Annotated in this window: 20 protein-coding genes and 1 pseudogene; 17 read left to right on the top strand and 4 right to left on the bottom strand. The window is 48.0% G+C overall.

What is annotated here, in order from left to right:
* Nucleotides 1-19 precede the first annotated feature (19 nt).
* The 10 genes from betC (at nt 20) to AC8GE9_RS01915 (ending at nt 11068) form a co-directional block, all read left to right on the top strand.
* Complete coding sequence (gene betC, locus AC8GE9_RS01960) at nt 20-1582, top strand: choline-sulfatase (RefSeq protein ID WP_506675426.1); 1563 nt, start codon at nt 20-22, stop codon at nt 1580-1582.
* A gap of 136 nt (nt 1583-1718) precedes the next feature.
* Nucleotides 1719-3221 carry an FAD-binding oxidoreductase gene (locus AC8GE9_RS01955; protein WP_506675425.1) on the top strand — a complete coding sequence of 501 codons (1503 nt, stop codon included), beginning with the start codon at nt 1719-1721 and terminating at the stop codon, nt 3219-3221.
* Nucleotides 3222-3223: 2 nt separating this feature from the next.
* Nucleotides 3224-3502, top strand: a complete 279-nt coding sequence (locus tag AC8GE9_RS01950) for a hypothetical protein (protein ID WP_506675424.1) — start codon at nt 3224-3226, stop codon at nt 3500-3502.
* A gap of 40 nt (nt 3503-3542) precedes the next feature.
* A complete protein-coding gene (gene xylB, locus AC8GE9_RS01945) occupies nt 3543-5048 on the top strand; it encodes a xylulokinase (RefSeq protein ID WP_506675423.1) in 1506 nt (501 codons plus the stop codon).
* A gap of 5 nt (nt 5049-5053) precedes the next feature.
* Nucleotides 5054-6145, top strand: coding sequence for an ABC transporter ATP-binding protein (locus tag AC8GE9_RS01940; protein WP_506675422.1), 1092 nt, complete (start codon nt 5054-5056; stop codon nt 6143-6145).
* Nucleotides 6146-6175: 30 nt separating this feature from the next.
* Nucleotides 6176-7477 (top strand): ABC transporter substrate-binding protein, encoded by a 1302-nt coding sequence (locus tag AC8GE9_RS01935; protein ID WP_506675421.1) that lies wholly within the window; start codon nt 6176-6178, stop codon nt 7475-7477.
* 1 nt (nt 7478) lies between these two features.
* Nucleotides 7479-8366 (top strand): carbohydrate ABC transporter permease, encoded by an 888-nt coding sequence (locus AC8GE9_RS01930; protein ID WP_506675420.1) that lies wholly within the window; start codon nt 7479-7481, stop codon nt 8364-8366.
* Complete coding sequence (locus tag AC8GE9_RS01925; RefSeq protein ID WP_506675419.1) at nt 8363-9196, top strand: carbohydrate ABC transporter permease; 834 nt, start codon at nt 8363-8365, stop codon at nt 9194-9196. Before AC8GE9_RS01930 ends, AC8GE9_RS01925 begins: the two co-directional genes overlap by 4 nt.
* Nucleotides 9197-9199: 3 nt before the next feature.
* Nucleotides 9200-9970, top strand: coding sequence for an SDR family NAD(P)-dependent oxidoreductase (locus tag AC8GE9_RS01920; protein WP_506675418.1), 771 nt, complete (start codon nt 9200-9202; stop codon nt 9968-9970).
* Complete coding sequence (locus AC8GE9_RS01915) at nt 9971-11068, top strand: glycerol dehydrogenase (protein WP_506675417.1); 1098 nt, start codon at nt 9971-9973, stop codon at nt 11066-11068.
* Here AC8GE9_RS01915 and AC8GE9_RS01910 read toward each other — a convergent pair whose 3' ends face one another.
* Nucleotides 11069-12112, bottom strand: a complete 1044-nt coding sequence (locus AC8GE9_RS01910; protein WP_506675416.1) for a LacI family DNA-binding transcriptional regulator — start codon at nt 12110-12112, stop codon at nt 11069-11071. It abuts the gene before it with no gap.
* Nucleotides 12113-12603: 491 nt separating this feature from the next.
* On the opposite strand from AC8GE9_RS01910, the pseudogene AC8GE9_RS01905 reads away from it, so the two are divergent.
* Nucleotides 12604-13551: pseudogene (locus AC8GE9_RS01905) on the top strand (transposase).
* A 48-nt stretch (nt 13552-13599) separates the two neighbouring features.
* Nucleotides 13600-16053 carry a GcvT family protein gene (locus AC8GE9_RS01900; RefSeq protein ID WP_506675415.1) on the top strand — a complete coding sequence of 818 codons (2454 nt, stop codon included), beginning with the start codon at nt 13600-13602 and terminating at the stop codon, nt 16051-16053.
* 23 nt (nt 16054-16076) lie between these two features.
* On the opposite strand, the gene AC8GE9_RS01895 is transcribed toward AC8GE9_RS01900, so the two are convergent.
* The 3 genes from AC8GE9_RS01895 to AC8GE9_RS01885 all read right to left on the bottom strand — a co-directional run bounded on the left by AC8GE9_RS01895 (nt 16077) and on the right by AC8GE9_RS01885 (nt 20836).
* The gene (locus AC8GE9_RS01895) at nt 16077-17903 is read right to left on the bottom strand and encodes a CocE/NonD family hydrolase (protein WP_506675414.1); all 1827 of its coding nucleotides are present in this window, start codon (nt 17901-17903) and stop codon (nt 16077-16079) included.
* Nucleotides 17904-17962: 59 nt separating this feature from the next.
* Complete coding sequence (locus AC8GE9_RS01890; protein ID WP_506675413.1) at nt 17963-19135, bottom strand: IS4 family transposase; 1173 nt, start codon at nt 19133-19135, stop codon at nt 17963-17965.
* Between the two features lie 747 nt (nt 19136-19882).
* Entirely contained in the window at nt 19883-20836 is a 954-nt protein-coding gene (locus AC8GE9_RS01885; protein WP_506675412.1) for an IS30 family transposase, read from the bottom strand.
* A 35-nt stretch (nt 20837-20871) separates the two neighbouring features.
* Between AC8GE9_RS01885 and AC8GE9_RS01880 the strand changes: the two genes are divergently transcribed.
* The 5 genes from AC8GE9_RS01880 to AC8GE9_RS01860 are packed head-to-tail and all read left to right on the top strand — an operon-like array spanning nt 20872 to nt 26884.
* Nucleotides 20872-21885, top strand: a complete 1014-nt coding sequence (locus AC8GE9_RS01880) for a glycosyltransferase (RefSeq protein WP_506676302.1) — start codon at nt 20872-20874, stop codon at nt 21883-21885.
* Nucleotides 21878-22606: an NTP transferase domain-containing protein gene (locus AC8GE9_RS01875; protein WP_506675411.1), complete on the top strand. Its 729-nt coding sequence runs from the start codon at nt 21878-21880 to the stop codon at nt 22604-22606. The genes AC8GE9_RS01880 and AC8GE9_RS01875 overlap by 8 nt, the downstream gene beginning before the upstream one ends.
* A gap of 36 nt (nt 22607-22642) precedes the next feature.
* Complete coding sequence (asnB, locus tag AC8GE9_RS01870) at nt 22643-24613, top strand: asparagine synthase (glutamine-hydrolyzing) (RefSeq protein WP_506675410.1); 1971 nt, start codon at nt 22643-22645, stop codon at nt 24611-24613.
* A 1-nt stretch (nt 24614) separates the two neighbouring features.
* A complete protein-coding gene (locus AC8GE9_RS01865; protein WP_506675409.1) occupies nt 24615-25685 on the top strand; it encodes an EpsG family protein in 1071 nt (356 codons plus the stop codon).
* Entirely contained in the window at nt 25664-26884 is a 1221-nt protein-coding gene (locus AC8GE9_RS01860; protein ID WP_506675408.1) for a glycosyltransferase family 4 protein, read from the top strand. The genes AC8GE9_RS01865 and AC8GE9_RS01860 overlap by 22 nt, the downstream gene beginning before the upstream one ends.
* Nucleotides 26885-26909 lie beyond the last annotated feature (25 nt).

The following is a 26909-nucleotide window of genomic DNA, read 5'->3' as shown; positions in this document are numbered from 1 at the left end:
TTTTGGACGTATTGAGCACATGAAAAAATCACCCAATATACTTTTTATCATGGTCGATGAACTCGCTCCACAGGTGTTGCCCACATACGGACATCAAGTTGTTCAGGCTCCTAACATTACAAAACTGGCTGAAAGAGGTGTAGTTTTTGATGCAGCCTATACAAACTCACCTCTCTGTGCGCCCGCACGTGCTGCAATGCTGACTGGACGACTGGCACCTGAAATTCAAGCTTGGGATAACGGTGCAGAGCTATCATCAGAACTTCCAACTATCGCTCATTACTTGCGAGCCGCAGGTTATGACACCGCATTATCCGGAAAAATGCACTTCATCGGACCAGATCAGCTTCATGGTTATCAAGAGCGTCTGACCACTGATATTTACCCCGCAGACTTTAGTTGGACCGCGAATTGGAGCCGCCCACCTACCGATCCGAATCCCGCTGGCGTCAGTATGCGTCCCGTACTCGAGGCAGGTTCTTGTTTAAAAAACCTTCAAATTGACTACGATGAGGAGGTTCAGTTCGAAGCTAAAAAGTGGTTATGGAATCGTGCCCGTCAACAGAAAGACAGCAAGCCTTTTTTTCTGACAGTTTCATATACACACCCTCACCCTCCTTTCGTTGCTCAACAAGAATATTGGGATATGTATCGTGCTGAGGATATTGATTTACCGCATGTAGGTGCTTTACCTCCAGACAAGCTGGATCCAGCCAGTCTAGGAATTTATTACAATCATCGTCGTGACAAAATGCCGATCAGTCGGCAGAACATTATCGATGCAAGACGTGCATATTATGCAATGGTGACCTGGGTTGATCACCAGATCGGTGACCTACTTGCAACGCTCAAGTCTTGTGGGCTTGATGAAAACACCATCATTGTGTTGACTTCAGACCATGGCGAAATGCTGGGTGAACGCGGGATGTGGTTCAAAATGAGTATGTATGAGTGGTCTGTAAGAGTGCCACTTATTGTTGCTTGGCCTGAAAAATACCATCACCATCGCGTGTCCAAAAACGTGTCTCTGATTGACTTACTGCCAACATTTGTGGATATCTGCCATCAAAAAGAAAAGTATCCTATTGATGCAATAGAAACATTATCTGGTCACTCACTTCTTCCGTTTTTAACTGGACAGGATGATCCCGCATGGCCTGATGTCGCAATATCTGACTTCACAGCTGGAGGGGTGCCTGGTCCCTTGCGCATGGTTAAAAAGGGGCACTGGAAACTGATTTGCGTGGGTAGCCACCCACCACAACTTTTTGATCTGGAGACTGATCCAGATGAGCTCCTTGATCTAAGTACGGATCCTGCAGCAGCAGAAATTCTTAATCAACTTCTAGCCATTGCATGCGATGGCTATGACAGTGCCTTAGTTGATCAACAAGTACGTAAAAGTCAGCGTCGCCGCCTGCTGATTAAAGAAGTTGACAGTCTTTCAGGTGCTCCGGAAACATGGAATTGGAAAGTGCAGCCAGAAGACGATATTAGATTCGTCAGGGGTGGAGGTCTTCAACACGGCGAGCATGCCACAAAAGCAAGGGCCAGATTCCCATTCATTCCTGAATCGCATTAGCAAACCTAATAAGAACAAAACTTTAGCTGACAATTTTTACCTTTAGCAGCAGAATATCAACCAGATGAACAAACGATTGTCCATTCTAAGTAAATAAGTTGATAAACCTTACTGAATATTTTGGCAGATACCTATTATGAACACAGCAGTCAGCAAAGTAGTCGACCTGCAAGCTACCAGCCTTTTAGATAAGACTGACAAACAGCAGGCTCAACTTAGTAGCATTGCAAAACTACTAGGCGCGGAAAACGTACTGATCGGTCAGGCTGATCGTTACGCTTACTGTCGTGACAGATTACCCTTTGCGCTCTACAAACTCAGAGCACAGCAACTACCAGCCACCTTACCAATGGCCATTGCCATGCCAGGTACGCCTCAGGAAGTTCAGCAACTCGTAAAATTTACTCGAGCAGAGAAAATTTGCACGATTCCTTTTGGCGCTGGGTCAGGCGTTCTGGGAGGGACAATCCCTCTGGTTGGAGAACTCGTGATTGACCTTAAACGGCTCAATAAATTGATCGCGATTAATGTAATCGACTCAACTGCGACTGTACAAGCTGGCATGAATGGCTGGCAGTTTGAGGAGGCTCTTCGGGCACAAGGCTTCACAGCAGGACACCTCCCACAATCCATCACAATGTCTACCGTAGGTGGCTGGGCCGCATGTCGTGGAGCTGGACAAGCTTCATCGCGATACGGAAAAATCGAAGATATTGTTGTAGGATTAAAAGCAGTCTTACCAGATGGACAGCTCCTTGAAGTTCGTCCGCTTTCGCGTCGAGCCGTCGGCCCGAGTATTAAGGATATGCTTGTTGGGTCAGAAGGCGTCCTGGGTCTGATGACTGAGTTGACAGTCCGCATCTGGCGCTTACCTGAATTCAGCTCTGCCGTTGTGCTGGCCTTCCCAAATATTGAAACTGGCTTCGCCGCTTGTCGCGAAATTATGCAAGCAGAATTACGGCCAGAAGTCGTACGGCTCTACGATTCCAAAGAGAGTGCACAACGAACGGATGGGATACCGGAGTTCTCAAAAAGACCAATTCTGTGCATTATGAAGTTCTCGGGCAAGAAGGCACTGGCTCAGGTTGAGCGTCAACTAGCGCTCGAGATATGCGCTCAGCACGATGCAGTCACGACGGATGATGCACCATATCAGCACTGGGAAGAAACAAGATTTCACTCGTATTCAACGCAGTGGCAAACAGACGGCTATTTTATGGATACGGTTGAAATCACAGGAAACTGGAGCAAACTAGCCGATATGTACGAGGCCATGCACCAAGCAGTTCATGCCATTCATCCTGAGATTCATTTCGGAGCGCACTGGTCTCATGTCTACCCAGAAGGGGCGTGTCAATATATGACGATCCGTTTACCGCCAATGGATCAGGATCGGGCACTCAAACTACACCAGAAGGCCTGGGACACCATTGAAAGTATTTGTCTGGATATGCAGGGCTCCATTGCCCATCATCACGGAGCGGGGCTTTTCCGTGGACCGTGGATGCAGCAAGAGCTTAATGCTGGCCTAGATATGATTCAAATACTCAAAGACGGTTTGGATCCTGACAACCTGATGAACCCGGGAAAACTCGGCTTACGTCAACCGAGTGGATCAACCTGGAAAACGGATATTTAATCATGATGAAGCAAACGATAAAAGATCTGACAATTTGCGCATTCTGCCCAAATACATGTCGACCCAGTTACCAGACGACAGGGCCACAAATCGAAACCCAAACGCCGTCGGCGCTATCTTTAATTACCTTGGCTGTATTGCAAGGACGACTCAGTCTAGATGCGCAGACGCGTGAAGCACTTGCTCGGCGGGACGCGGTGAATGCCAGTGTCAACCATTGCACCTATAGCCTGAATATGCCAAAAGTACTTGATGTTGCCCTACAAAACCTGCAGAGTTAACTCTACTTTCCCGCTATGTTGTAAATAAGGAAATGCTGATATGAAATGGCTGATGGGTATTGATATTGGAGCTGGTAGTCTTAAAACCATGATCATAGATTCCACAGGAAAAGTGTGTGGAAGCGCCAGTATGGACATCACGACCCACTCGCCATTTCCGCGGTGGAGCGAACAAGATCCGATGGACTGGTGGCGCGCTGTATGCGATACAGTTCCCAGAGCAATCCAGGAAGCCGGTATTGGGGCGTCACAGATCGCTGCCATTTCTTTCAGCGCAGGCGCTCATACACCTGTTCTTGAGGATCAGGCAGGAAATCTTATTAGGCCAGCTATCCTCTGGAATGATCAACGAAGCGGTGAAGAATCACGCGAGCTATTCGAACAAAACGGGGCAAGGATTCTTGAACTTGGTTTTAATCGCCCTGCTCCGACCTGGACCCTTCCACAGTTTTTATGGTTAACACGACACGAACCAGATGCAGTCAAGAAGACGGCACGTGTGTATGTTGCAAAAGACTGGCTCAGATCTCGCCTGACAGGGACTTGGGAAACTGACCGAACCGAGGCTGTTGGAACGCTGCTCTTTGATCCAAAAAAGGATACCTGGTCAAACGAATTATGTCAGTTAGCAAACTGGGATATTTCCACTCTCCCACCGCTTGTTCATCCGACGTCTATTGTCGGAAGCGTGACAGAAGCAGCAGCGCGTGCAACAGGTTTATGTGAAGGCACGCCCGTCGTATGTGGCACTTCGGATACCTCTATCGAAACATTTGGCGCAGGTTCAATTGCACCTGGAGATGGAACGATCAAACTTGCAACAGCAGGTACCGTGAGTGTGGTGATCGACAGACCGCACATACACGAGACACTCATCAACTATCCACTCGCTATCCCAGGACTCTGGTATGCAATCTCTGGAACAAATAGCTGTGCCTCTGCACATCGCTGGTTGCGTGATAAATTTTTCATGACAGATGGATTAAGTGGTAGTCAAGCATTTGCTGAAATGGACCGCCTGGCCGGAACAATTAAACCTGGGTCTGAAGGCTTACTTTTTCACCCGTACCTACAAGGAGAAAGAGCACCATATTGGGATCCGCTATTAAAAGCAGATTTTGTCGGAATCGGATTTCGTCATGATAAAGGTCACTTCGCACGGGCACTGTATGAAGGAATCGCATTTTCCTTACGCGATGTACTCGAACAATTTAGAGCACGGGGGATGGATATCAAACGCGCTCGAATTATTGGAGGCGGTTCAAAAAGTACGATTTGGCGACAGATTGTTGCCAACATTCTAAATATTGAAATCTTATTACCTGAAACAACTGACGCTTCCTTTGGTGCTGCACTCATTGCTGGCGTAGGAATTGGTGTCTTTGAAAGTGAGCAGCGTGCAGCATTGGATTGCGCAAAAATTATTGATCGTGCATTACCAGAACCAGAGTTAGTTGTGTTTTATGACAAGTTGTTTGAGATTTATAAAGACGCTCAAAAAGGTCTAGAGCAAGTTAACCATGCTTTATCCAAGCTCACAGGCTGATCGAGATGGGAACCATCACACTTAAAAACGTCAGCAAACGATATGGTCAACAAGCTGTTGTAGAAAACTTTGATCTCGAAATGGCTGATGGAGAATTTATCGTTCTCGTTGGACCCTCAGGATGTGGGAAATCTACGACTTTAAGAATGATCGCTGGACTCGAAGAAGTTTCAGACGGTCAGATTTTTATTGCAGAAAAAGAAGTCACGGATCTCCAGCCTGGAGAAAGAAATATTGCAATGGTTTTCCAGAATTATGCGCTCTATCCTCATAAATCAGTCTATGAAAATCTGGCTTTTGGATTACGAATGCGCAAAACACCCGCTGCCGAAATACAAAAAAAAGTACAGTGGGCTGCAGAAATGTTAAATATTGAAAATCTTCTTGAACGAAAACCACGCCAACTGTCTGGTGGACAGATGCAACGCGTTTCGCTTGGCCGAGCCTTAGTCAGGTCTCCTGAAGCCTTTCTTCTTGACGAACCACTTTCTAATCTTGATGCAAAATTACGTGTCCGAATGCGTGAAGAACTCGCCCAGCTTCATAAACGTGTCGGTACTAACATGATTTATGTCACGCATGATCAAGTTGAGGCAATGACACTTGGTGATCGCATTGTCATTATGAATCAAGGAAAGATTCAACAGGTTGGAAAGCCGCTGGATGTCTATGACAACCCCGCAAATATCTTTGTTGCGGGCTTTATTGGTGCGCCAGAGATGAATCAGATACCTGGTGAACTGATGTATTCAGATGGTGCTTTAAGGTTTATTTATCAAGGCATCAACCTTGAGATTGAGACGAAAAAGGCACCAAAAGTACTTAATCACAAAAAAGTAATTTTGGGAATTAGACCGGAGCATGTCAGCCTGACAGATAACGGGAGTCCTGCCGTAAATGCATCGGTCTTACTGGTTGAACAAATGGGAGCAAATACTCTCACTGTTTATAAGCTTGTGGATAATGTCAAGGACATCAAGTTACGTGTTCTTTCAGGTAGACAAACCCATACTCACGAAGAAGCAGTCGACCGCCTTTATTTAGATCTTAGACATATTCATATTTTCGATGCTGAAACTGGCATCAATCTAGCGTAGTTCATAAAAAGACCATCACAGGAGACATAAATGAAAAACTCAGTATTTAATCGTCGTACTGTATTAAAGACGGCAGTTGCAGGGGCAACTCTAGCACTGACTGGCGCACCTGCGGTACACGCACAGCAAAAATCGATTCGATTTTTAAATGCCGAACCAGGTCGAGATTCAGTCAGAGTGCTTCGTGTTGCAGCGGCCGAATATGAAAAGCAGACTGGTATCAAAGTCATCATTGATACGGTTCCACCAGATGACGCATTTAGCAAGACACAAGCTTCGATCGCTGCAGGAACACCTTACGACATCAGTACGCTTGCATTTGCCGGGCACGTTCTTTTGCTCGCGGAGGCTGGCAAGCTCGTTCCGATCACAAAACTAGTCAGTAAATATGAATGGGGTCCCAGAATCCTATTTCCGATTAAAGGTGAAAATTATTGGTACCCCTATGACTATAACTTCTGCTGGATGTATTACCGCAAGGATTTATATCAACAGAAGGGTCTAAAGGTTCCAACGACTTGGGATCAAATGCAAGAAAATGCAAAAGTCCTGACTGGCGATGGAAAATTCGGCATCAGTATGCCGCTTGGTGCGAACTCTGCAACTCAGTGGATGTCGCTGGGCAACATGTGGGCGGAAGGCGTCAGTATGCTTGATGATAATTTCAAGCTGATCTTGGATAACGCGCAAATGAAACCCAAGGTGATTGCCTACCTCGAATACATGAAAAAGCTATCACCAAGTATGCCTCAAGGCATGACGCAGGCACTTTTTGGAACGGTACTGGGTCAGTATTCAGGTGGACAAATTGCACATGCACCTTATGCAGGAAGGTTAATGGAAGTACTAGAAGACAAAGCGCCCGCCTTAGTCGCTAATACTGGATTTTTTATGTATCCAGATAGCGCGGGCAAGGCACAGGCTGTTAATCACGGCTACGACGGATGGGTAATTTTGAATACGCCCATGAAGGATGAATCTGTGAAATTCATGGAGTGGTTCACAGAGCGTCACTATATTAATTTCTTGCATTCCGCCCCACTTCATTTTCAACCACCACGTATGGATATTTATGATGATCCACGCTGGAGAGCACATCCTTTGATTGAAAAACATGCCGATCTGATTGCCTTCATGAAAAGCTTACTCACCAGAAAAGACATCATTATTAAATCGATTGATACTGAGGGTCCTTCAATTGATTTGCGCCCACCGAAAATGTTCGAGACATTTGCAATCTGTGATGCGTTACAAAACGTGATGGTAAAGGGGTTGCCGGCATCGGAAGCTCTTGAAATCATGGCTAAAAAATACAGAACTGTTCTTGGCTAAGATGAACTCATTTCGTACTTCTAGCGACAAATGGCTGCTTGCAGCCTTTGTCGCATGCATTGCGTTAACTCTGCTACTGATTCTTGTGCCAGTTTTGCATGCCATGCACTTGAGTCTGTATAAATCCGAGTCCTTCGTTTCAGAAAGCAAATGGGTCGGGCTTGCTAACTATGCACAGGTTCTCTCAGAGTTTGCCTTCTGGCGTGCTTTTGGTGTGGGGATTGTCTTCGCCCTGCTTACAATTTCTTTACAGCTCGTGCTAGGAATTGCCTGTGCACTTCTACTTGACCAACCCTTCTGGGGTAGACCTGTCATTCGGGGTTTGGCGATTCTTCCTTACTTACTTCCTACCGTAGTCGTTGCTGTTGCTTTTCAATGGCTGCTGGATGGAAGTCTTGGTTTACTGACCATTTGGGCAGAACAAATAGGAATAGGACGTCCTGCCTGGTTTGAAAATCCTGTGATCGCAATGGGTGTCGTTGTGGTCGCAAGCGTATGGACGTGGACGCCCTTTGTTACCGTTTCTTTTTTGGCTGCCTTGCAAACAGTACCAAAGTCGCTTTATGAAGCCGCTCGGGTTGATTGTGCTGGCCCTTGGGCACGTTTCTGGCATATCACCATCCCTATGCTGATGCCCATGCTAGTTGTCATTATTTTGCTTCGCAGTATTTGGATGTTCAATAAGTTTGACATCATCTGGCTGCTGACAAAGGGGGGGCCACTTGGAGCGACAGAGCATCTCCCAATCATGGCGTATCGCCGAGCATTCGCGCAATATGACGTAGGAGGTGGTGCTGCCGTCGCCACGCTCTCTTTTGCAGTGCTATCGATACTGATTATCGTTTATTTTCATTTTTACCCTTTAGAAGAAAAGGATCAGCGCACATGAAAAAAAGTTTGGTTGCGCGTGCGGGAATCCTTATTGCAGCCGTATTGTTGGGATTGTGGTCTTTCTTCCCAATCTATTGGATGATTGTCTCAAGCTTACGACCAGAGAAAGAACTATTTGGTAAGCCTGAACTTTTTCCTAAAAATATCGACTGGAATTTCACCTCATACCGCAACTTGCTAGAGTTAACCGACTACCCTCTGCAATTTGCCAATAGTATTTTCGTTGCATTGTCTGTAGTTGCAATCACACTTGTTGTGTCGGTGATTATTGCCTACGTCGTCACACGCTACCGTATCCCAGGTAAAACAGCGATGATTGGCAGCATGCTCTACGCTTATATGTTTCCTCCTTTGTTGTTGGCGATTCCCTTGTTATCTATTTTTGCCAAAATCGGATTTGCAGACCACCTCATCGCAGTTGTGCTTGCACACTGCACCCTATCTATTCCGCTAGGCGTGTGGATGCTCTGGGGGTTTTTCAAAGTCATGCCATTTGACCTTGAAGAAGCAGCGATGGTGGATGGTTGTTCGAGAGCCGGTGCCTTTGTACGGGTCGTGTTACCTCTTTCACTTCCTGGCATTGTGACTGTATCTATCTTTTCTTTTTTGCTCTCGTGGACCGACTATGTCTTTTCCTTTATCTTGGTCAATAGCGACGCAAATAAGACCCTTCCTGTTGGGCTTGCTTCAATTATCGGTTCGTTTGATGCTCGCTGGGGCGAGCTGATGGCCGGAGCCACAATGATTACCCTGCCTCTTTTTATTTTATTTATGTTCTTAAGCAAGTATTTCATCAAGGGTCTGGCCGCTGGTGCAGTCAAAGGATAAAAAATGGATTTCGGTTTAAAAGATAAAGTTGCCTTGATCACCGGTGGTGCGCGTGGGATTGGCTTTGCTGATGCACAGGCGCTGGGAGCTGAAGGCGTCAGAATCGCAATCAATGAAATCGATCGACATGCTTGTGAGCATGCAGTTAAAGTTTTGCGTGCTGACGGGGTTGATGCTTATGGATTTATTGGCGATGCAACCGATGAAGCAACCGTTGCAAGGATTACTCATGAGGTGGCAACTCAATTAGGTCAAATTGACATACTGGTCAACAATGCTGGAATCGGTGTCAAGCCCGCATATCAAGTAGCGGATATGCCCGTTGAAGCATGGGACTCGATGATTCATTCACATATGAAAAGTACTTTTTTATGGTCTCGCGCTGTGATTCCTCACATGGAGAAGAATCATTTCGGGAGAATCATCAATATGTCCTCTATGAACTTTACTGGAGGTGGTCGCCCGGGGGTGTCACACTATGCTGCGGCAAAAGCGGGGATTCAAGGCTTTACACAAACACTTGCAAAAGAAGTAGGACCTGCGGGAATCACCGCTAATGCCCTTGCACCAGGATATGTTGAGACAGAACTTATCGCTCAGTTTTCCCAGGAAATGCGTAATTTATTAGCCAAACAAAATCCAGTCGGAAGAACCTGTAAACCCAGTGAAGTTGCTGCTTTAGTTGTATTTCTCTGCTCTATGCAGGCGGCATTTATTAATGGCGAATTAATTTGCATGGATGGCGGAAGACGCGACTATTACTGGGGAAATTAAATGATTAAAACAATTGGCTTTCCAGGACGATATATTCAAGGCCCTCAGGCAATTTCACACCTTCCAGAGTTGCTTCAAGAATTTCAAGTTAAAAATCCAGTGATCCTTATGGACGATATCGTACGTGAGGCGGCAGGCGACGCGATCGTATCTCCTTTGCATGAAGTGGGCATCGTTCCAAAGATCTTGAGGTTTGAGGGAGAATGCTCTGCGCAAGCTATTTCAATGCTTGCTGTTGACATCGATCCAACTCGCGATGATGTCATCATAGGTTTTGGAGGCGGAAAAACAATTGATACAGCAAAGGGACTTTCTAAAGCTCACAACCTTAGATTAATCATTATTCCGACGATTGCCTCGAATGATTCTCCGACTAGCAGACTCATTGTGCTCTACGACAAACAGCATCGAGTCGCTGGGGTTGACATACTCACTAGAAATCCTGATGTAGTCCTTGTTGATAGCAGCATTATCTCGCGTGCACCTACTCGATTTTTTGCTGCAGGACTAGGCGATGCATTGAGCAAAAAATTTGAAGCTCAGCAGTGCTATCTGGCAGGCGGTAAAAACTTTTTTGGTACGCAATCATTGGCCACGGCAAGGTTACTTGCCGATCGTTGTTATGAAACCATTTTAGAGTTTGGTTTACCGGCTCTTTTACATCTCAAACAGCATGGCACATCAGACGAAAATGTTGAAAGAGCCATTGAAGCTACTGTGCTACTTAGCGGACTTGGTTTTGAGAGCGGTGGCTTGTCTATCTCACACGCACTCACCAGAGGGTTCACTGCGCATCCTGGCATGAGTAAATTCCTGCATGGTGAGCTTGTTGCCTTTGGCTCGATCGTACAGCTCTTTGCTGAAAACCGATCAATGGATGAAATCTATACTCATGCACGCTTTTGTCAATCAATCGACTTACCAGTCACACTGACTCAACTTGGCGCACCAAACGCCACACAAGAGGAAATCATGGAAATGGCTTCGTTGACAGTCGCTGCACCTTATATCGGAAATATTGATCCGCCTGCCGATGCGAACAGGATTGCAGTTTGCATTAAAAGTGCGGATGAATTAGGCAAAAAAATGAGAGGATGATCAATCAGCAGCCACAGCTGGACTGGTTGTTGAACCCCTAATGATTAACTGTTGGGGAGACATTTTTATATCTACACTTTTACGTCTCCCCTGAATGAGTTCAATCAGGCTCACAACGCCGTCATATCCCATCTGCTCAACAGGCATTTGTACTGTCGTCAAGGGCGGATACATGACTTGCGCGATCGGACCATCATGTACAGTTGCGAGGGACATATCTTCTGGTACGCGAATACCATGCTGATGCAATGCCATCAGCGCCCCTGTGGCAGCGGAAAGGGTAATTGGAAATACTGCCGTAGGTAGACGTGTATTTTTTCTGAGTATTTCATGCATCGCGTCTGCGCCACCTTTGATGGTGTAACCTGAAACAGCAACAAGATCTTGGTCATAGGGAATGCCAGCATCCAGTAAAGCATCGCGATAGCCGGCAAATCGACCAATCCCGGTTGAAGGATTAAGTTGACCGGAAAGATGTGCAATCCGACGATGGCCAAGCTTGATCAAATGCTCAACTGCCATTCTTGCAGCTGCTGCGCTATCAAAGTAAATGGAGTTACGAACTCCCTGTGCCGAGCGATTGAGTAGCACGAACGGGACTTTTGCTTTTTTAGCGGCTTTCAACACAACGCTATTATCATCTAATGTTGTGACCAAAAGTCCATCGACCCTATTCGTGCTTGCGAGACGTGCATACGCATCATCGTCAGCAGCGCCCTCTTCGATATGGGCGATTAGCAAGGAATAGCCGTACTCGCGTGCGCCACGCTCAGCCCCAATGATAATCTGTGAAAAAACGGGATTGTCCAACTGAGGCACGGCAATACCGAGAGAAAACGTGCGCGACACACGCAAACTTCGTGCCGTGATATTGGGCTGATAGTCCAACTGCTTGGCACACTGATGAATACGCTCTCTTGTTTCCTCTGCAACACGTTGATTCATATTGCCTGAAAGAACACGAGAAACTGTCGACACATCCACACCTGCAAGAGCGGCGACATCTATCAGGGTTGGTCTGGAAATTGAAGGAGTTCTTGGCATGTGTATCCAAAAATTTAAATCGGTCTTGCAAACCTATATTCGCAATGATGACTACGCTGAAAGGTTAATCTTATTTTTGACAATCACTTCTTTCAGCACATTCACTTCCTTGAGTATTTTCTGCTTGAACTCGTCAGAGTCAGTGTAACAACTTGAGCACCCGCTCATTAAACTTTGCTGTCATTGCAGGTTTGATCAGTATTTTAATGAAGTCAGCATTGATTTTGTTGACGATAGGAGCGGGAACCTTAGAGGATGCAAAAACACCATAATCATAGGCAACCTGAGAAGACTCTCAAAACTCAGAAAAAATTGGTTATTTAAAAATCAATTAAAACAGCAACTTATCTTCACTAGTCCCAACGTTTCAGAAGCAAAACGCTATAAATAATTGATATTCATAGATAAATCCCTATTTTTTGTTGTCCACGATTTGAATCCGATTTCAAACTTAAGTCATCATTTGCAGATGTTATCTACCTGGGATGATCATGCACACTGGTCAATTGGTATTCGCGCAAGTCATGGCTTATCTGCCGCTCAAAGCATTCAGTCTAATGGTTGCAGCTCATCGAGCGCAACGCAAACATTTTTATCACATAGGATTGCGCTGAAAACGGTTTCTCGCTGTACCTTGGCCAACGCAAACCGAGTCAGACCGTGGGAAGTTTTTGCGGACTTGGCCGATCACTTGATCATAACGGCCCGTACGCTTTACGCCAACGAACCGACGAACTCGGAGTTTGCGTCGCTGATGGGCGCGACCGTTTATGTTCTGGACTCGACGATGATCGACTTGTGTTTGAGCATCTTCAATGGGGCACCGTTTCGAACTACGAAGGCCGCGATCAAGCTTCATACCCTGATAGATTTGAAGGGATCGATCCCGAGTTTTATTCACATCAGCGATGGAAAAAATACATGATGTAAAAGTACTTGATATCCTTTGCGAGCAAGGCTATATCGAGGCTGCTGCGTTTTACGTGATAGATAAAGCGTATGTCGACTTCGCGCGACTTTACACATTGCACATGGCTAAAGCGTTCTTCGACTGCGAAACAGGCAATACCTTCGAGTTTCTGACAAACAATCTCACCCTCCTGCCAGCCAACACTATTTGCGCAATTTACAAACAGCGCTGGCAAGTCGAATTGTTCTTCTAATGGATCAAACAGCACCTTCGAATCAAAGCCTTTTATGGCAACACGGAAAATGCCGTGAAGACGCAAATATGGATCGCGATTGCGACCTACGTCTCGATTGCAATTATGAAGAAGCGATTGAATTTGAAACATTCGCTTTACGAAATCCTAAGAGTATTGGACTTAAACATGTTTGAAATGACGCCCATAGAAACTTTACTCGGCAAGCCCGTTGAACCTACCGAGTTATCGGATTATCCTGTTCAACAAGATCTGTTCCAAACGTTGAGACACTAGTGAACTACTATTTTGTTTATTTTGTTCGAATTTAAGGATTTCAACAATATGCCCAACCAACTCCCTTCTCAGGCAGATATCGTCATCATTGGAGGCGGCGTTGTGGGCTGCTCAATCGCTTACCACCTAACAAAGCTCGGTATTCGAGATGTGGTGTTGCTTGAACGCAAACAATTATCGTGCGGTACAACTTGGCATGCTGCAGGACTCGTTGGTCAATTACGTGCCACGCGCAACCTGACAGAACTCGCAAAGTACACCACCGATCTACTTTTTTGCTTAGAAAAGGAGACAGGACAGTCAACGGGTTTCAAGCAAAACGGCTCGATTTCGGTTGCACTTAACATTGAACGCATGGAAGAGCTCGAACGTGGTGCTTCGATGGCCAATAATTTTGGTTTATCCGTTGATATTCTGTCAGCGCAAGACATACTCGCAAAATATCCGTACCTCAGTCTTGAAAGCGTAGTCGGTGGCGTTTTTCTACCAAAGGATGGGCAATGCAACCCAGTCGATGTGACCCAAGCCTACGCCAAGGGAGCACGCATGGGCGGTGCGAAGGTGATTGAAAACATCAAAGTACAGCGAATACTGACAGAGAATAGGCGTGCAGTTGGTGTGGTGACAGATCAGGGCGATATACGTACGTCAACAGTAGTGATTGCCGCGGGGATGTGGTCACATGAATTGGGTCGCCAAACCGGGGTTAACTTACCGCTGCATGCTGCTGAGCACTTCTACGTAGTCACCGAGCCAATCAAAGGCTTGCCGAAAAATCTGCCTGTGCTGCGTATCCCTGACGAATGGGCATACTACAAAGAGGATGCTGGCAAGATCTTGCTTGGATGCTTTGAGCCCAGGGCCAAACCTTGGGGAATGCAAGGCATTCGCGAGGACTTCAGTTTTGATTCATTACCAGAGGATATGGATCACTTCATGCCCGTTTTAGAGAAAGCAGCGAGTCGCATGCCTATACTAGAAAACACTGGGATTCAGACTTGGTTCAATGGTCCAGAAAGTTTTACGCCTGACGACCGATATTTGCTTGGCGAGGCGGCAGAGATCAAAGATCTATTTGTGGCTTGCGGATTCAACTCCATCGGCATCCAGAGCTCTGGCGGAGCCGGCAAGGTATTAGCCGAATGGATCCGCGACCGAAGACCGCCCATGGATTTAGTCGATATCGATGTGCGACGCATGAGTCCTTTCCAAGGTACACGCCAATACCTGCATGACAGAACAGTCGAAACTCTTGGGCTTCTCTATAAGATGCACTGGCCTTATTACCAGTTCACGACCGCACGTGGTGCTCGTCGGACACATTTTTACGATGCGCTAAAACAAGCCGGTGCAGTTTACGGAGAACTTGCCGGTTGGGAGCGACCAAATTGGTTCGCACTACCAGGCATCAAACCGGAATATGAATACAGCTATTACCAACAAAACTGGTTTAGCTGCACCGCTGCTGAGTGTAGGGCGACGCGAGACGCAGTCGCGTTATACGATCAGAGCTCCATGACAAAGTTTATGGTGGAAGGCCGCGACGCATTACGCGTCTTGGAAACGATCTCATGTAACAGGATAGATGTTCCGATCGGCAAACTGGTGTATACCCAATGGCTCAACGCTCAAGGCGGAATTGAAGCTGATCTGACCATTACACGTACGGGCGAGCAACAGTTCATGGTAGTTTCTGCAGCGTTGACTCACTTTCGCGATCTATCCTATTTGCGCAACCATGCCGAGCAGGCTGATCACTGCTTCGTTTTTGACCACACGGCGGGGATGCCTATGCTTGGTGTGATGGGGCCTCATTCACGCGCGCTGATGCAACAGATTGCACCACACACTGATTTTTCCCATCAGGCCTTCCCCTTCTCGACATCGCAAATCATCGAGATTGGCTATGCTCAGGTTCGCGCTAGCCGGATCACCTATGTTGGCGAGCTTGGATGGGAGCTTTATATTCCTGGCGAATTTGCCATGCATGTTTATGAGCGCATCTGCCAGGCCGGGGCAGAGTATGGCCTCACCATGGCAGGAATGCACGCCATGAACTCATGCCGAATGGAAAAAGGCTACCGCCATTGGGGTGATGATGTGAGCATTGAGGACAATAATATTGAGGCAGGTTTAGGATTTACAGTTGCGTACGATAAACCAGTTGCATTTATAGGACGCGAGGCGCTGCTCGCACAGCGTGAATTAGGCGCACCAAAGAGACGTTTGCTCCAGTTTCGTTTAGAAGGCACAGACCGACTCCTTTATCGGGAAGAGCCGATCTGGGTAAATGGCAAACGAGCTGGTGCAATGAGTTCTGGCATGTATGGTCACCGAGTCGGAGCGTCTCTTGGCATGGGGTACGTGCGAGCAGATGAGCCGATTACCGCTGATTGGATTGCATCGCAGAGATTTGAAATAGAGATTGGCTGGAAGCGCTATGAAGCTCGCGCTCAACTCGCACCGTTTTATGACCCAAAATCAGAACGAATAAAGAAGTGAGCGAGCCACTCGTGACTATAAATCTATAAAGGCAAATCAACAAAACACTCGTTTTCACCACCGAGTGCAAATTCCAGTAAAGGAGGACGACCATGCGGCACTTGAGCAAAATGGTCGGCATCAGTCCCTGCGATCGAAATACGCAAACGACTGCCCGCTTGAAATTTCCAGGAAATCGGCAGCAAGGCTAATCTGACATTGTCAAATTCTCCAGGCCGCATGTGCTTGGCATGTTCCCTGTGAAATGTTCTGAACACCCAGTTCACGTTGTAGCTTAGGGGTGGACTAGCCTCGGCGCGATGGAGCAAACGCAAACAACCTTCTGTCACGAACCAAGACCGTCCCTTTGCATCGACCTCTGAAAGATAAATAAAAATGCTGGCATCGTGTTCAGACGAAGACATTCGTAAACGAACCGTAATGTGACCAGACAACTCGATGGCCTCGACCATTGGTTCAGACGTAAAACTAAGCATGCGGGACTCTCGCCCATCCCAGTCTTTATAATAATCCTCTATCGCTAGCGCGCCCAGTCGCTCAAAACGACTGTTCTGCCCAGTGCTAGTTGCAAAACTGACCTTGTACGAAGCCTTTGATGTTGTCTTTGCTTCATTTGGGAGAAGTTGCCCATGATCAGCAAAATAAAGTCGGGTACTATTATTTTGTGGAGGCCAAGTTTGCGATGCATTCCATTTTTCGGCGTGTAGCGTGTGGAAATGAACGGGTAACTCATTGCTCAGATCGGTATTCATACCCGCTAAATGTTCGTCAAAAAAACGAAGCACTTCACCTAGTATTGGAAACTCAGGCTTTGTTTCACCCTGACTACGCCAAGGCGAACCATTCGTGCGCGCACCATGATCCCAGGGACCCAGTAGCAAACGATTATCTGCGCCAGGATTACTTAAAAACCGGGCGATTGCGCCATTTGCGAAAGCGCTACCGTCATACCACCCAGAGACAGAAAGAATATTCACTTGCCCTGGTACCTGAGACAAATACCAATACGGGCTAAAAGATCCGCTATGCATATTTGGATCATGCGAAGCAGCTTCCTCGCGGTAGGCAAACTCAGGAGCTAGATCTCGCATGCGAAAACTGTCCTTGTGCTGCTCAATAGCCTCTTCAAGCAACTGACCGTCCGTGTCCTCATCAACCGGTTGCGGACCGGCATAGCGTGGATCACTGAAATAAGGATATTTCGCAAGAAGATCGCGCCTGTCGAGATCCAAAGCGGAAACCAGTGCATCATAATTCTCCGTCACGGTGGTGCACTTGATCCCCCCTGGAAAAACGTGATCCGTATACGTATCATGAACCGAGAAAAGAGGCGCAACCGCTTTGACAGCGGGATGCCCAGTACTAGCAAGAAAACATGCCGCAGCCCCAAGATACGAAATTCCTGTGGAGCCGATCGTACCGCTCGACCAAGGCTGCGCAACAACCCAATTGGCGATTTCACGATAGTCTTCACGCTCGCGTGGAGAACGAAAACAATCTCGTGCACCAAAACTAGCGCCACTGCCACGTACATCGACAACGACAAGTGCATAGCCACGAGGAACAAAAAAATCTCTGTATATGGCGATATTAGGAGAAGGTTCTGCTCCCGGGGCCGTGACTTTAAAGCGTCGATAGTAAGGCGTCAAAATTAAGATAGTTGGAAAGTGGGTTGCCTCTTGATCAACTGCGCTCACAGGAAGATAAACATCGATCGCTAAACGAACACCATCAGGCATGGTGAGGTACTGTGAAGTTGGCTCTCCAATCCGGCAGGTTGCAGGTCTGGTTTTTAAATATTCCGATGGCGTTATCTGCCAGGCATCGCCGAGATTATCTTTATCAGGCATTATTTATTTCCGAATTTTTAAACTTCATATAATATATTCATAAAATCAGTAGTGTCCGGTTAATTTCCGAATAAATTCAATTGGTTAGCGGAGTCGAGTAAATCAGATGTGAGTGCATCGCCCTGAAAGGCGCTTGAAAGCTCAGTTTTCTCAAATACCGACACCGATAATATCTGTAGCAATGTGTATAACGAGGCATTAATTTGAAGTTCCTTCTTGACGATGGCAATCAGCACGTAAGTCGACACGGCGCACCAAATTTGCGTCTTGACGGCATTCTCGCTGTTGCCCAGGAACTTCTTGATTCTCAGGTGCTGCTTGATCCATTTGAAGAACAATTCGACTTGCCAACGGTTCTTGTAGAGTGCTGCGATGGTCAGCGGGGGCAAGACAAAGTTGTTGGTCAGGAATATGAGCGTCTTGCCACTCTCGACATCCTTGAATCGAATGCGCCGCAAGTTTTCGGGGTAATGTTGCGTGGCGTAAAACCCGTTGAGCAAGATCGTTTGATCGCAAATAACTCCGGTCGATCGATCGACGGATGCCGAATAAATTCTCCGAGCATTCATATTGGCTTTGGCGCGGGTCACGAAGAATCCGCCCGCTTGATGCAAGGCATAAAGACGTGTGAAATCCAGGTAGCCGCGATCCATGACATAAAACGCACCAGCTTCGATCGGCATGAAGTCCAACACATTGACTTCGTGCATCTTGCCGTCGCTGATGTGGATAAACGCTGGGATTGCGCCACGCAGGTCCAACAAGGTGTGCAGCTTGACTGCACCCTTGGCTTTGCGAAACGGAGCCCAATCGAAGAGACTCAAACACAGATCGATCGTGGTTGCGTCCAGTGCGTAGACGGTGTTCTTCAAGTCGAGTCCGACCAAATCCGTGTCGCTGTAGAGCTTGCGCGCGCGACGAATAAGCAGTGCAGCGATATCCGCCCAAATGCGCCAATCGCGCGCTTCGTTCGCATCGGCCAACGTCGACCGATGAATGCTGTGACGCAGCCCCATCGCATAGAGTTTGTTCGCGTTGGCGCCAAGAGTCACCTCGATGTCGCGCAGACTCTCTCGCCACGTCAGCTGAGCAAAAGCCATCACGCGAAACTGTTCCGCGCAAGTCATGCGACGAACGCCCGCGTTGCCGCCGTAGCGATCGACGATGCGACCAAAGCTCGTCCACGGCACGAACTCCATAATCTGCGCAAAAAGCGTCTTGCCGACGTTCATGAGATATCCCCCAGAGGCTAACCCCTAGGAAAATACCCAAAAATGATGAATTTGAATTCAAATCGGCACCAAATAAAATCGACCGCTAGGCCACGCCAGTATTGGCTTTCACTGAAAATCAATCCGGTTTAACCGGACACTACTGATAAAAATTTTTATTTTAATAATAGGGACTCTTTCGACGGTCAACACCTCGCGCTTGAGGATTGCCTCAATGACCGGCATCTGGATTTGACTAACGATATGATTGCTTGGATCGACCAGTTTTCACCCCAAATTGATTTTTGATTGATTTTGGTGCGGGTGACTGTGAAGCTGAGTCACTTACTGCAAAAGGGCAGGTGTGCGTCTAGTACATATTATTGATCCCTCTATGCGAGCTGATGCCCTTGGTGCCAAATATGGTTTTGGGATACCCAGAAAATGTAGACAAGACCTCCTTTGTTGATCTTGTTTATTCGGCGCATTCCTCATATCAAGTATCTGATTTGCTTGAGAGACTCGGTAAACTATTTACAAAAGTGCGGATCGGTGGCTTTTTTTTTGAAACACCGAATATTGGCGATCTGAAGATATTTGAGGCGCCATACCATACGCCACACACTTTCTTGCTGTCTGTAAATTCGTTCCAGTTTCTAAAAAGCCGCTTTTCCGTCAAGATCATCGGAGATGAGTGTTGTGACTCGGCTTGGAAACAAAGCAGTCACATAATAAGTAGGCCAAAAAGGCAGACTTACGTGGGTGGTTTTAAGTATGAAGTGCAACACGTTTTAAAGACAGGTGAAACACTTCGAACGGAGTTTTAAAGCCTAATCGTTTACGTGGTCGGTGGTTAATACGATCTTGGATCATTTTAAGTTCATCCGCGGTCACGCTCGATAAGGGTCTTTTTTTAGGAATGTATTGCCGCAGTAAGCTATTAAAGTTTTCATTTGATCCGCTTTGCCAGCTGGCAAACGGGTCAGTTAAGTAAGACGTCGATTTTAACGCCTCATCCACAACAGCATGATCCGCAAACTCTTTTCCATTTTCGTAAGTCACTGTTCTGACGCGCTGCGCCAGAGGGGCATGGCATGTAATGATGGTCTGGCTGACCAAGTCGAAAGTTTTGCGGGTGACATGCGAGAGGACTGCAAACCCGCTTTTGCGCTCCACGAGCGTCACGATCGCTTGTTTGTGGCCCGCACCAATCACGGTATCGCCTTCCCAATGACCGACTTGACAGCGTGTTTCAACAGAAGCAGGACGTTCGGCAATGGGGCGCCTACCAATGATCTGCCCGCGGCGACTCTTTCCGCTGTCATAGCGCTTACGCCTCTTTTTCTGACAACGAAGGTGTTTCCAAAGCGATCCGCCTTGTGCCTTATCAGCGTATACGTGTCGGTAGATCGTTTCATTGCTCACTGGCAACGAAGCTGCAATCTGCTCAGGACTCCACTGCAGACTCAGCCGCTCGGCGACCAATTGTCGCGTCAATGGATCAATTTGCAGAGCGTTACGGCTCGCTATGGCTCGTTGCTGACAAAGAATCTCAGCCTGTCGGGGTCGATAACCTCTCAAGCCAGAGTTGCGCAGAAACTCTCGACTGACTGTCGACTGACGTCGACCCAGTATCTGGGCAATCGTCTTGAGGTTCTGTCCTGCTTTCATAAGTACATATATCTGATTACATTCAGATTGGCTGAGATGTTTACAGCTCATAAGGTGACTTTGACTTGGCGGTCGAGAAATCTGAGATGTTAGAATACTCTCAGCCAACCCGCCTAATTAATCAAAGTTGCACTTCGTACTTGAAACCGCCGTGTGTTTTTGCAAAAAATGAGCAATGTATGAATAAGGCGCTCCAAATAAATATTCTTGCTGTTATCGTTACACACAACCGATGCTCACTGCTCTCACGATGCATTGATTTTCTTCTCAATCAAACAAGGCAAGTGCAAGAAATTCTGGTAATAAATAATGCGAGCTCGGACGGTACTGTTGAGATGTTGGAGCGGCGGTGCGTGCCCTTCGTCACGCAGGATAACTTTGGTTCGGCAGGCGGATGGCACCGTGGCATTCAGCATGCTTTAGATCAGGGTTTTGACGCTGTATGGTTAATGGACGATGACGGCTTTCCGGACTCCACTGCGCTGGAAGCGCTGTCAAACCGATTGACCCCCGAAGTGGCTGCTGTCTCGGCCGTTGTGGTTCGGGAGGACGATCCTGCGCAATTTGTTTTTCCATTTCCTCTGCTTGATGTAGCTGGCCTGCCGGTTCTGATGGGGTCACCTCGCAAGCTCGGTACCTTGGCCGAGCTTAAGTCAATTGCAATAGATGGAACCTATCCCTTCGCGCACTTTTTCAACGGCGCGCTCATTTCATTGGATGCTGTGCGCAAGATAGGGAATGTTAATCGTGACTTTTTCATCTTCGGAGATGAGGTAGATTACTTCTTTCGTCTTCGGCGGTCGGGTGCAGTGCTCTCGGTCATCGATGCGCTGCACTACCATCCAGATGTGAGTCAACGGCCTTACAGCCCTGCTAAGGTCTACTACTACCTGAAAAACACGCTGATCCTTAACCGACGGTATTTCAATGCGACATGGCTGCGTCACCTAATGGCTGTGATGGCCGTACTGGGTAGAACTTCAAGCCGTAATGGAATTCTGACTGCGTTATCGTTTGTATGCGGCCCTCAGTCGCCAGTGTTTTATATGGCTATAGTGAGGGGTTTGCGCGACAAAGTCGGGAAGGACTTCAATGAATGAAATTTGTGCGTTGGTGGCAGCTGCAGGTCGAGGTAATCGGGCAGGCTTGACTTATCCAAAGACGCTATTTAAGTTGAAGGGGAAACCAATTTTACTTCGGATCATCGACCTGTTGGCACCTTACGACGTGAGCCCCACGGTTATAGTCAGTCCTGAAGGTGAGGGTCCTATTCGGGAATGCCTAGCAGCGGAACATTACGCTGCTCACCTTGTGCTGCAACCTGTAGCAAATGGAATGGGGGACGCAGTGTTGAGCTTTGAACACTCACCTGCGTACGCAAAAGCTCAGCACATTTTGCTGATCTGGGGAGACATTCCTTTCATTCAGCCTAAAACTGTTGCGGCAATTGTTGAACGGCATCTAGAGCATGGAAACGATTTTACATTTGCAACGCGCCCGGTTGATGCAGCCTACACCGTGGTGTCCCGCGATATGGCTGGCCGGGTTACCGGCGTTGTTGAAACTCGGGAGGCAGGCATCTCTGACCCACAGCAAGGCGAGCGTGACATTGGGTTGTTTGTGTTCCGCAAGCAGATAGTCTTTCCAGCATTGCGCAAGGAACTTCCCTGTAAATGGGGTGCCAACACGGGCGAGCATGGATTTCTCTACATAATTGGACATTTGGCAGCCCGTGGCTATCAGATTGAGGCGTTACCTGTAGCTACAGAAATGGATCTTGTATCCTTAAACAGTATGAGTGACGTTTGTGATTTTCTATAAGAACCCTGTGATGCTTTCATTTTAGAATTCTATCGAATGTGTGGATTTTCTGGATTTTTTTTAACTAAGCCCTGTGCATCAGGAAGTATGGCGGAGCAAGTCACTCGCATGGCGTTGGCAATAGCCCATCGTGGCCCGGATAATGCGGGAGTCTGGACTGATGATCGGGCGGGAATTGGATTGGGGCACAGGCGCCTTTCGATTGTTGACTTGTCGGCTGCAGGTCATCAACCTATGCACTCAAACGCTGGACGCTATGTGATGGCTTTCAATGGGGAAATTTATAACCATCTGGAGTTGCGCGCTGAGTTGGGAGGCATCGAGTGGCGCGGGCACTCTGATACCGAGACTTTACTGGCCGGGTTTGAGGCTTGGGGGGTGGTAGCAACTCTTAAAAAGGCCGTGGGCATGTTCGCCATTGCTCTTTGGGACCGGCAAGATCGTGTGCTGACATTGGTACGGGACCGTTTTGGAGAGAAGCCGCTGTATTACGGTTGGGTGAATGGGGCATTTGTGTTTGGCTCGGAGTTGAAGGCGTTGCGGGCTTTCCCTGGGTTTGACAACCCTGTGAACCTCGAGGCACTGGCGCAGTATATGCGGTTTACTTATGTGCCTGCGCCGCTGTCGATTCACCAAGATATTTATAAATTGGAACCTGGGTGTTTGTTGACCTTGCATGGATTGCCGCGCTTCGCTCGCAATGAGCGTGATGACGGCTCGCGTAATGACGGGATACAGATCACGCGCTGGTGGGATTTAGCGGATGTGGTGCATGCTGGGCAACAGAACCAGTTTACTGACGATATCCAAGCGGTGGATGCGCTGGAAAAGTGTTTGGGTAAGGCTGTGCAATTGCAGTCTTTGGCTGAAGTGCCCTTGGGAGCGTTCTTGTCGGGCGGAGTAGATTCTTCAATCATTGTAGCCTTGATGCAGCAGCAGGCAACGCGGCCAGTCAAAACCTTTACCGTGGGTTTTGAAGAGGCTGGGTTTGACGAGTCACCACACGCCAAGGCGGTGGCGAAGCACTTGGGTACCGAACATAATGAGTTATTTGTGTCGTCGGCAGATGCTCGGGCGGTAATACCGAAGTTGCCCATTATGTACGACGAACCCTTTGCTGACTCGTCTCAAATTCCAACGCACTTGATCTGCAAGGCTGCGCGCCAGCAGGTAACGGTGGCACTTTCGGGCGACGCAGGAGACGAGCTGTTTGGCGGCTACAACCGCTACTTTTGGGGGCCGCGCATTTGGAATCGGTTGGCCTGGATACCTTACCCAATTCGCCAGGTTTTGGGCAATGCGATTGCTGGTGTGCCTGCGAGCGTGCTTGAAGTGCTGGGTAAGCCCTTAAATGCTATGCTGCAAGGCTCACAGGGCATATCCCTCTTTGGTGACAAGGCGCACAAGCTAGCGGCGCGGCTGCAGGGTGTGCGCAACATGGATGACCTTTATACGAGTTTGGTATCGGAGTGGCAAGATCCGGGGAGTGTGGTGAAGGGGGTAGGGGATAATGCCGACGAGATAATCCGTGTACCAGCAAACTTATTGCCTGAAGAAAGAATGATGTACCGGGACAGTATGAACTACTTGCCTGACGACATTTTGTGCAAAGTGGACCGTGCCGCCATGGCCACCAGTCTCGAAACACGCGTGCCGTTTTTGGACCACCGGGTAGCCGAGTTGGCTTGGCGCTTGCCGTTGCATATGAAGATACGTGGTAATCAAGGCAAGTGGGCCTTGCGCCAGGTGCTCTACAAATATGTCCCTCGCAAACTCATCGACCGGCCCAAGGCCGGTTTTGGTATACCCGTGGGTCAATGGCTTCGTGGGCCTCTGCGCGAATGGGCTGAGGGCTTGCTTGATGAGCAAAGACTTGAGCGTGAGGGCTACTTTTATCCAGCGCCTATTCGCACCAAATGGGCTGAACATCTGAGCGGTAAGAGGGACCATACGCCTAGCCTATGGGCTGTGCTGATGTTTCAGTCCTGGCTGGAGGGAAACAAATAGTATGTTGGCATATTGGTTGTTATTTGCTGTGTCCGCATGGCGCGCCGATTATCGCTTGCCCTATGGTGTGACGGCCACTACCAATTGGCCAAACTGGTGGCTTTTGATTTTTGGGTTGCTGGTGCTGATGATTGGATTACGCCACGAGGTTGGGGGCGATTGGGGGAATTATGTTCAGCAAATTTACGAAGCATCGTTTGATACCTTTCAAGAGTCAGTCATAAAGAAAGACCCGGCTTATAGCATCTTGAATTGGCTTTCCGCTCGGTTTTACTTAAGTCCTCATTATATCAATGCGGTGTGTGCTGTTCTGTTTTCTTGGGGCCTGATAGTGTTTTGCCGGGTACAGCCCTTGCCTTGGCTGGCCCTTACAGTTGCTATTCCTTATTTAGTAACCGTGGTGGCCATGGGCTACACGCGCCAAGGCGTGGCCATTGGGCTCATTATGATCGGGTTGGTGGCTCTTACTGAACAGAAAATTTTAAGGTTCATGGTGTTCGTTGCGTTGGCAGCTTTATTCCACAGATCGGCCATTATATTGATTCCGTTTGCGATACTAGCCGGTACTCAAAATCGACTTTTGACGGTGCTGTGGGTGAGCGGTTCGGGGCTTGTGTTACATTTTTTGTTGTTACAGGAATCGGTTGACAGTCTTTATGAAAACTATATTGTTGCTCAATACGATTCAAGCGGCGCTGCCATTCGTATAACCATGAATGCGGTGCCCGCAATGTTGTTTTTGTTGTTCAGGCAGCGCTTCGCTATGCCCAAAAAAGAACGCACTTTTTGGACCTGGATGTCTCTGAGCGCCTTGATGCTTATTGGCTTGCTAGTGGTGTCGCCCTCTTCTACGGCGGTAGACCGTGTGGCGCTGTACTGGATACCGTTGCAGTTATTTGTGTTGTCACGCTTGCCTGATGCGATGACGCGAAACCCTAAACGAAACATCATCTGGATTCGTTTGGTAATTTTTTATAGCGCAGCTGTGTTGTTTGTTTGGTTGTTTTTTGCCACGCATGCATCTTCGTGGTTGCCTTACCAGTTTTATCCATGGGTTCTATTTTGGCAGTGAAAGTACTAATTTGTCTGAATACAGCATGGAATCTCGTTAATTTCCGTTCTGGTTTGATCAAGGCCCTTGTGGCTCATGGCTTTGAAGTGGTGGCGGTGGCCCCGCCAGACGAATTTGTCAATCAGCTGTCAGCGCTGGGTTGCCGTTTTGTGCCACTGCCTATGGCCAACGGCGGCACCAACCCACTGCACGATGGTTTATTGCTTTGGCGCTTTTGGCGCTTACTCAAGCAAGAGCGGCCCGATGTGTTTTTGGGCTACACCGTCAAGCCAAATGTGTATGGCTCACTGGCTGCGCATTGGCTAGGCATACCCGTGATCAACAACATTGCCGGACTTGGCGCGGTGTTCATCAGCGGCGGCTGGTTGGTCAAGGTGGTGCGCAGCCTGTACCGCTTGGCGCTAGGTCGCTCGACAAAGGTCTTCTTTCAGAACCCGGATGACCGAGCGATGTTTGTGGAGGGCGGCTTGGTACGCGACGAGGTGACGGAACTGCTCCCTGGGTCGGGGATTGATTTGGTGAGGTTTACTCCGCCTGTCTCGTCGTTGCAAGTCAAGCTCGACCATCCAGCCAGTTTAGGTGATAAGGATTACCACGGCGCTGACACGACTCGCCATGACGCTTTAATCAAGTTTCGCTTTTTGTTGATTGCACGCATGCTGCGCGATAAAGGTGTGTACGAATACGTCGAGGCAGCCCGGCAACTGCGCAAGCGTTGGCCGCACGTCGAGTTCTGCCTGCTTGGGTTCTTGGATGTGCAAAACCCCGCGGCCATCGCCCGATCCGAGATGGATGCTTGGGTGGCCGAGGGCGTGGTGAATTACCTAGGTTCCAGCGATGACGTGCGCACTCACATTGCTATGGCCCATTGCATTGTGTTGCCCTCGTATCGCGAAGGCACCCCCCGCAGCCTCTTGGAGGCCGCAGCCATGGCCCGTCCTATTATTACTACTGATACCGTGGGCTGCCGTGAGGTCGTGGATGATGGCATCAATGGCTACCTGTGCAAGGTACGCGATGCAACAGATTTAGCTGAAAAAATGTCACTGATGTTGCAGCTATCTTGTGCGCAGCGCTCCGAAATGGGTTTGCGCGGGCGCGCCAAGATGGAAGCCGAATTTGACGAGCAAATTGTGATCGACAAGTATTTGGCATCGGTGCGGGAGGCTCATTCCCCGTTTGGTGTATTACGTGGTTAAATATTCTCTTTTGTACGAAAGTGGT

This window comes from Zwartia lucis (assembly GCF_965234455.1).
Classification (GTDB): domain Bacteria; phylum Pseudomonadota; class Gammaproteobacteria; order Burkholderiales; family Burkholderiaceae_B; genus Zwartia; species Zwartia lucis.
The sequence above is the reverse complement of the archived record's forward strand: the minus strand, read 5'-3'. Positions and strand labels throughout refer to the sequence as shown.

Bases quoted from the DNA above. Each gene is read 5' to 3' on its own strand.
- AC8GE9_RS01880 (WP_506676302.1), top strand. From the start codon at position 20,872: ATGTTAGAATACTCTCAGCCAACCCGCCTAATTAATCAAAGTTGCACT.
- AC8GE9_RS01890 (WP_506675413.1), bottom strand. From the start codon at position 19,135: ATGAACGTCGGCAAGACGCTTTTTGCGCAGATTATGGAGTTCGTGCCG.
- asnB (WP_506675410.1), top strand. From the start codon at position 22,643: ATGTGTGGATTTTCTGGATTTTTTTTAACTAAGCCCTGTGCATCAGGA.
- AC8GE9_RS01930 (WP_506675420.1), top strand. From the start codon at position 7,479: ATGAACTCATTTCGTACTTCTAGCGACAAATGGCTGCTTGCAGCCTTT.
- AC8GE9_RS01885 (WP_506675412.1), bottom strand. From the start codon at position 20,836: ATGAGCTGTAAACATCTCAGCCAATCTGAATGTAATCAGATATATGTA.
- AC8GE9_RS01955 (WP_506675425.1), top strand. From the start codon at position 1,719: ATGAACACAGCAGTCAGCAAAGTAGTCGACCTGCAAGCTACCAGCCTT.
- AC8GE9_RS01915 (WP_506675417.1), top strand. From the start codon at position 9,971: ATGATTAAAACAATTGGCTTTCCAGGACGATATATTCAAGGCCCTCAG.
- AC8GE9_RS01860 (WP_506675408.1), top strand. From the start codon at position 25,664: ATGGGTTCTATTTTGGCAGTGAAAGTACTAATTTGTCTGAATACAGCA.
- AC8GE9_RS01925 (WP_506675419.1), top strand. From the start codon at position 8,363: ATGAAAAAAAGTTTGGTTGCGCGTGCGGGAATCCTTATTGCAGCCGTA.
- betC (WP_506675426.1), top strand. From the start codon at position 20: ATGAAAAAATCACCCAATATACTTTTTATCATGGTCGATGAACTCGCT.
- AC8GE9_RS01950 (WP_506675424.1), top strand. From the start codon at position 3,224: ATGATGAAGCAAACGATAAAAGATCTGACAATTTGCGCATTCTGCCCA.
- AC8GE9_RS01910 (WP_506675416.1), bottom strand. From the start codon at position 12,112: ATGCCAAGAACTCCTTCAATTTCCAGACCAACCCTGATAGATGTCGCC.
- xylB (WP_506675423.1), top strand. From the start codon at position 3,543: ATGAAATGGCTGATGGGTATTGATATTGGAGCTGGTAGTCTTAAAACC.
- AC8GE9_RS01920 (WP_506675418.1), top strand. From the start codon at position 9,200: ATGGATTTCGGTTTAAAAGATAAAGTTGCCTTGATCACCGGTGGTGCG.
- AC8GE9_RS01900 (WP_506675415.1), top strand. From the start codon at position 13,600: ATGCCCAACCAACTCCCTTCTCAGGCAGATATCGTCATCATTGGAGGC.
- AC8GE9_RS01935 (WP_506675421.1), top strand. From the start codon at position 6,176: ATGAAAAACTCAGTATTTAATCGTCGTACTGTATTAAAGACGGCAGTT.
- AC8GE9_RS01875 (WP_506675411.1), top strand. From the start codon at position 21,878: ATGAATGAAATTTGTGCGTTGGTGGCAGCTGCAGGTCGAGGTAATCGG.
- AC8GE9_RS01865 (WP_506675409.1), top strand. From the start codon at position 24,615: ATGTTGGCATATTGGTTGTTATTTGCTGTGTCCGCATGGCGCGCCGAT.
- AC8GE9_RS01940 (WP_506675422.1), top strand. From the start codon at position 5,054: ATGGGAACCATCACACTTAAAAACGTCAGCAAACGATATGGTCAACAA.
- AC8GE9_RS01895 (WP_506675414.1), bottom strand. From the start codon at position 17,903: ATGCCTGATAAAGATAATCTCGGCGATGCCTGGCAGATAACGCCATCG.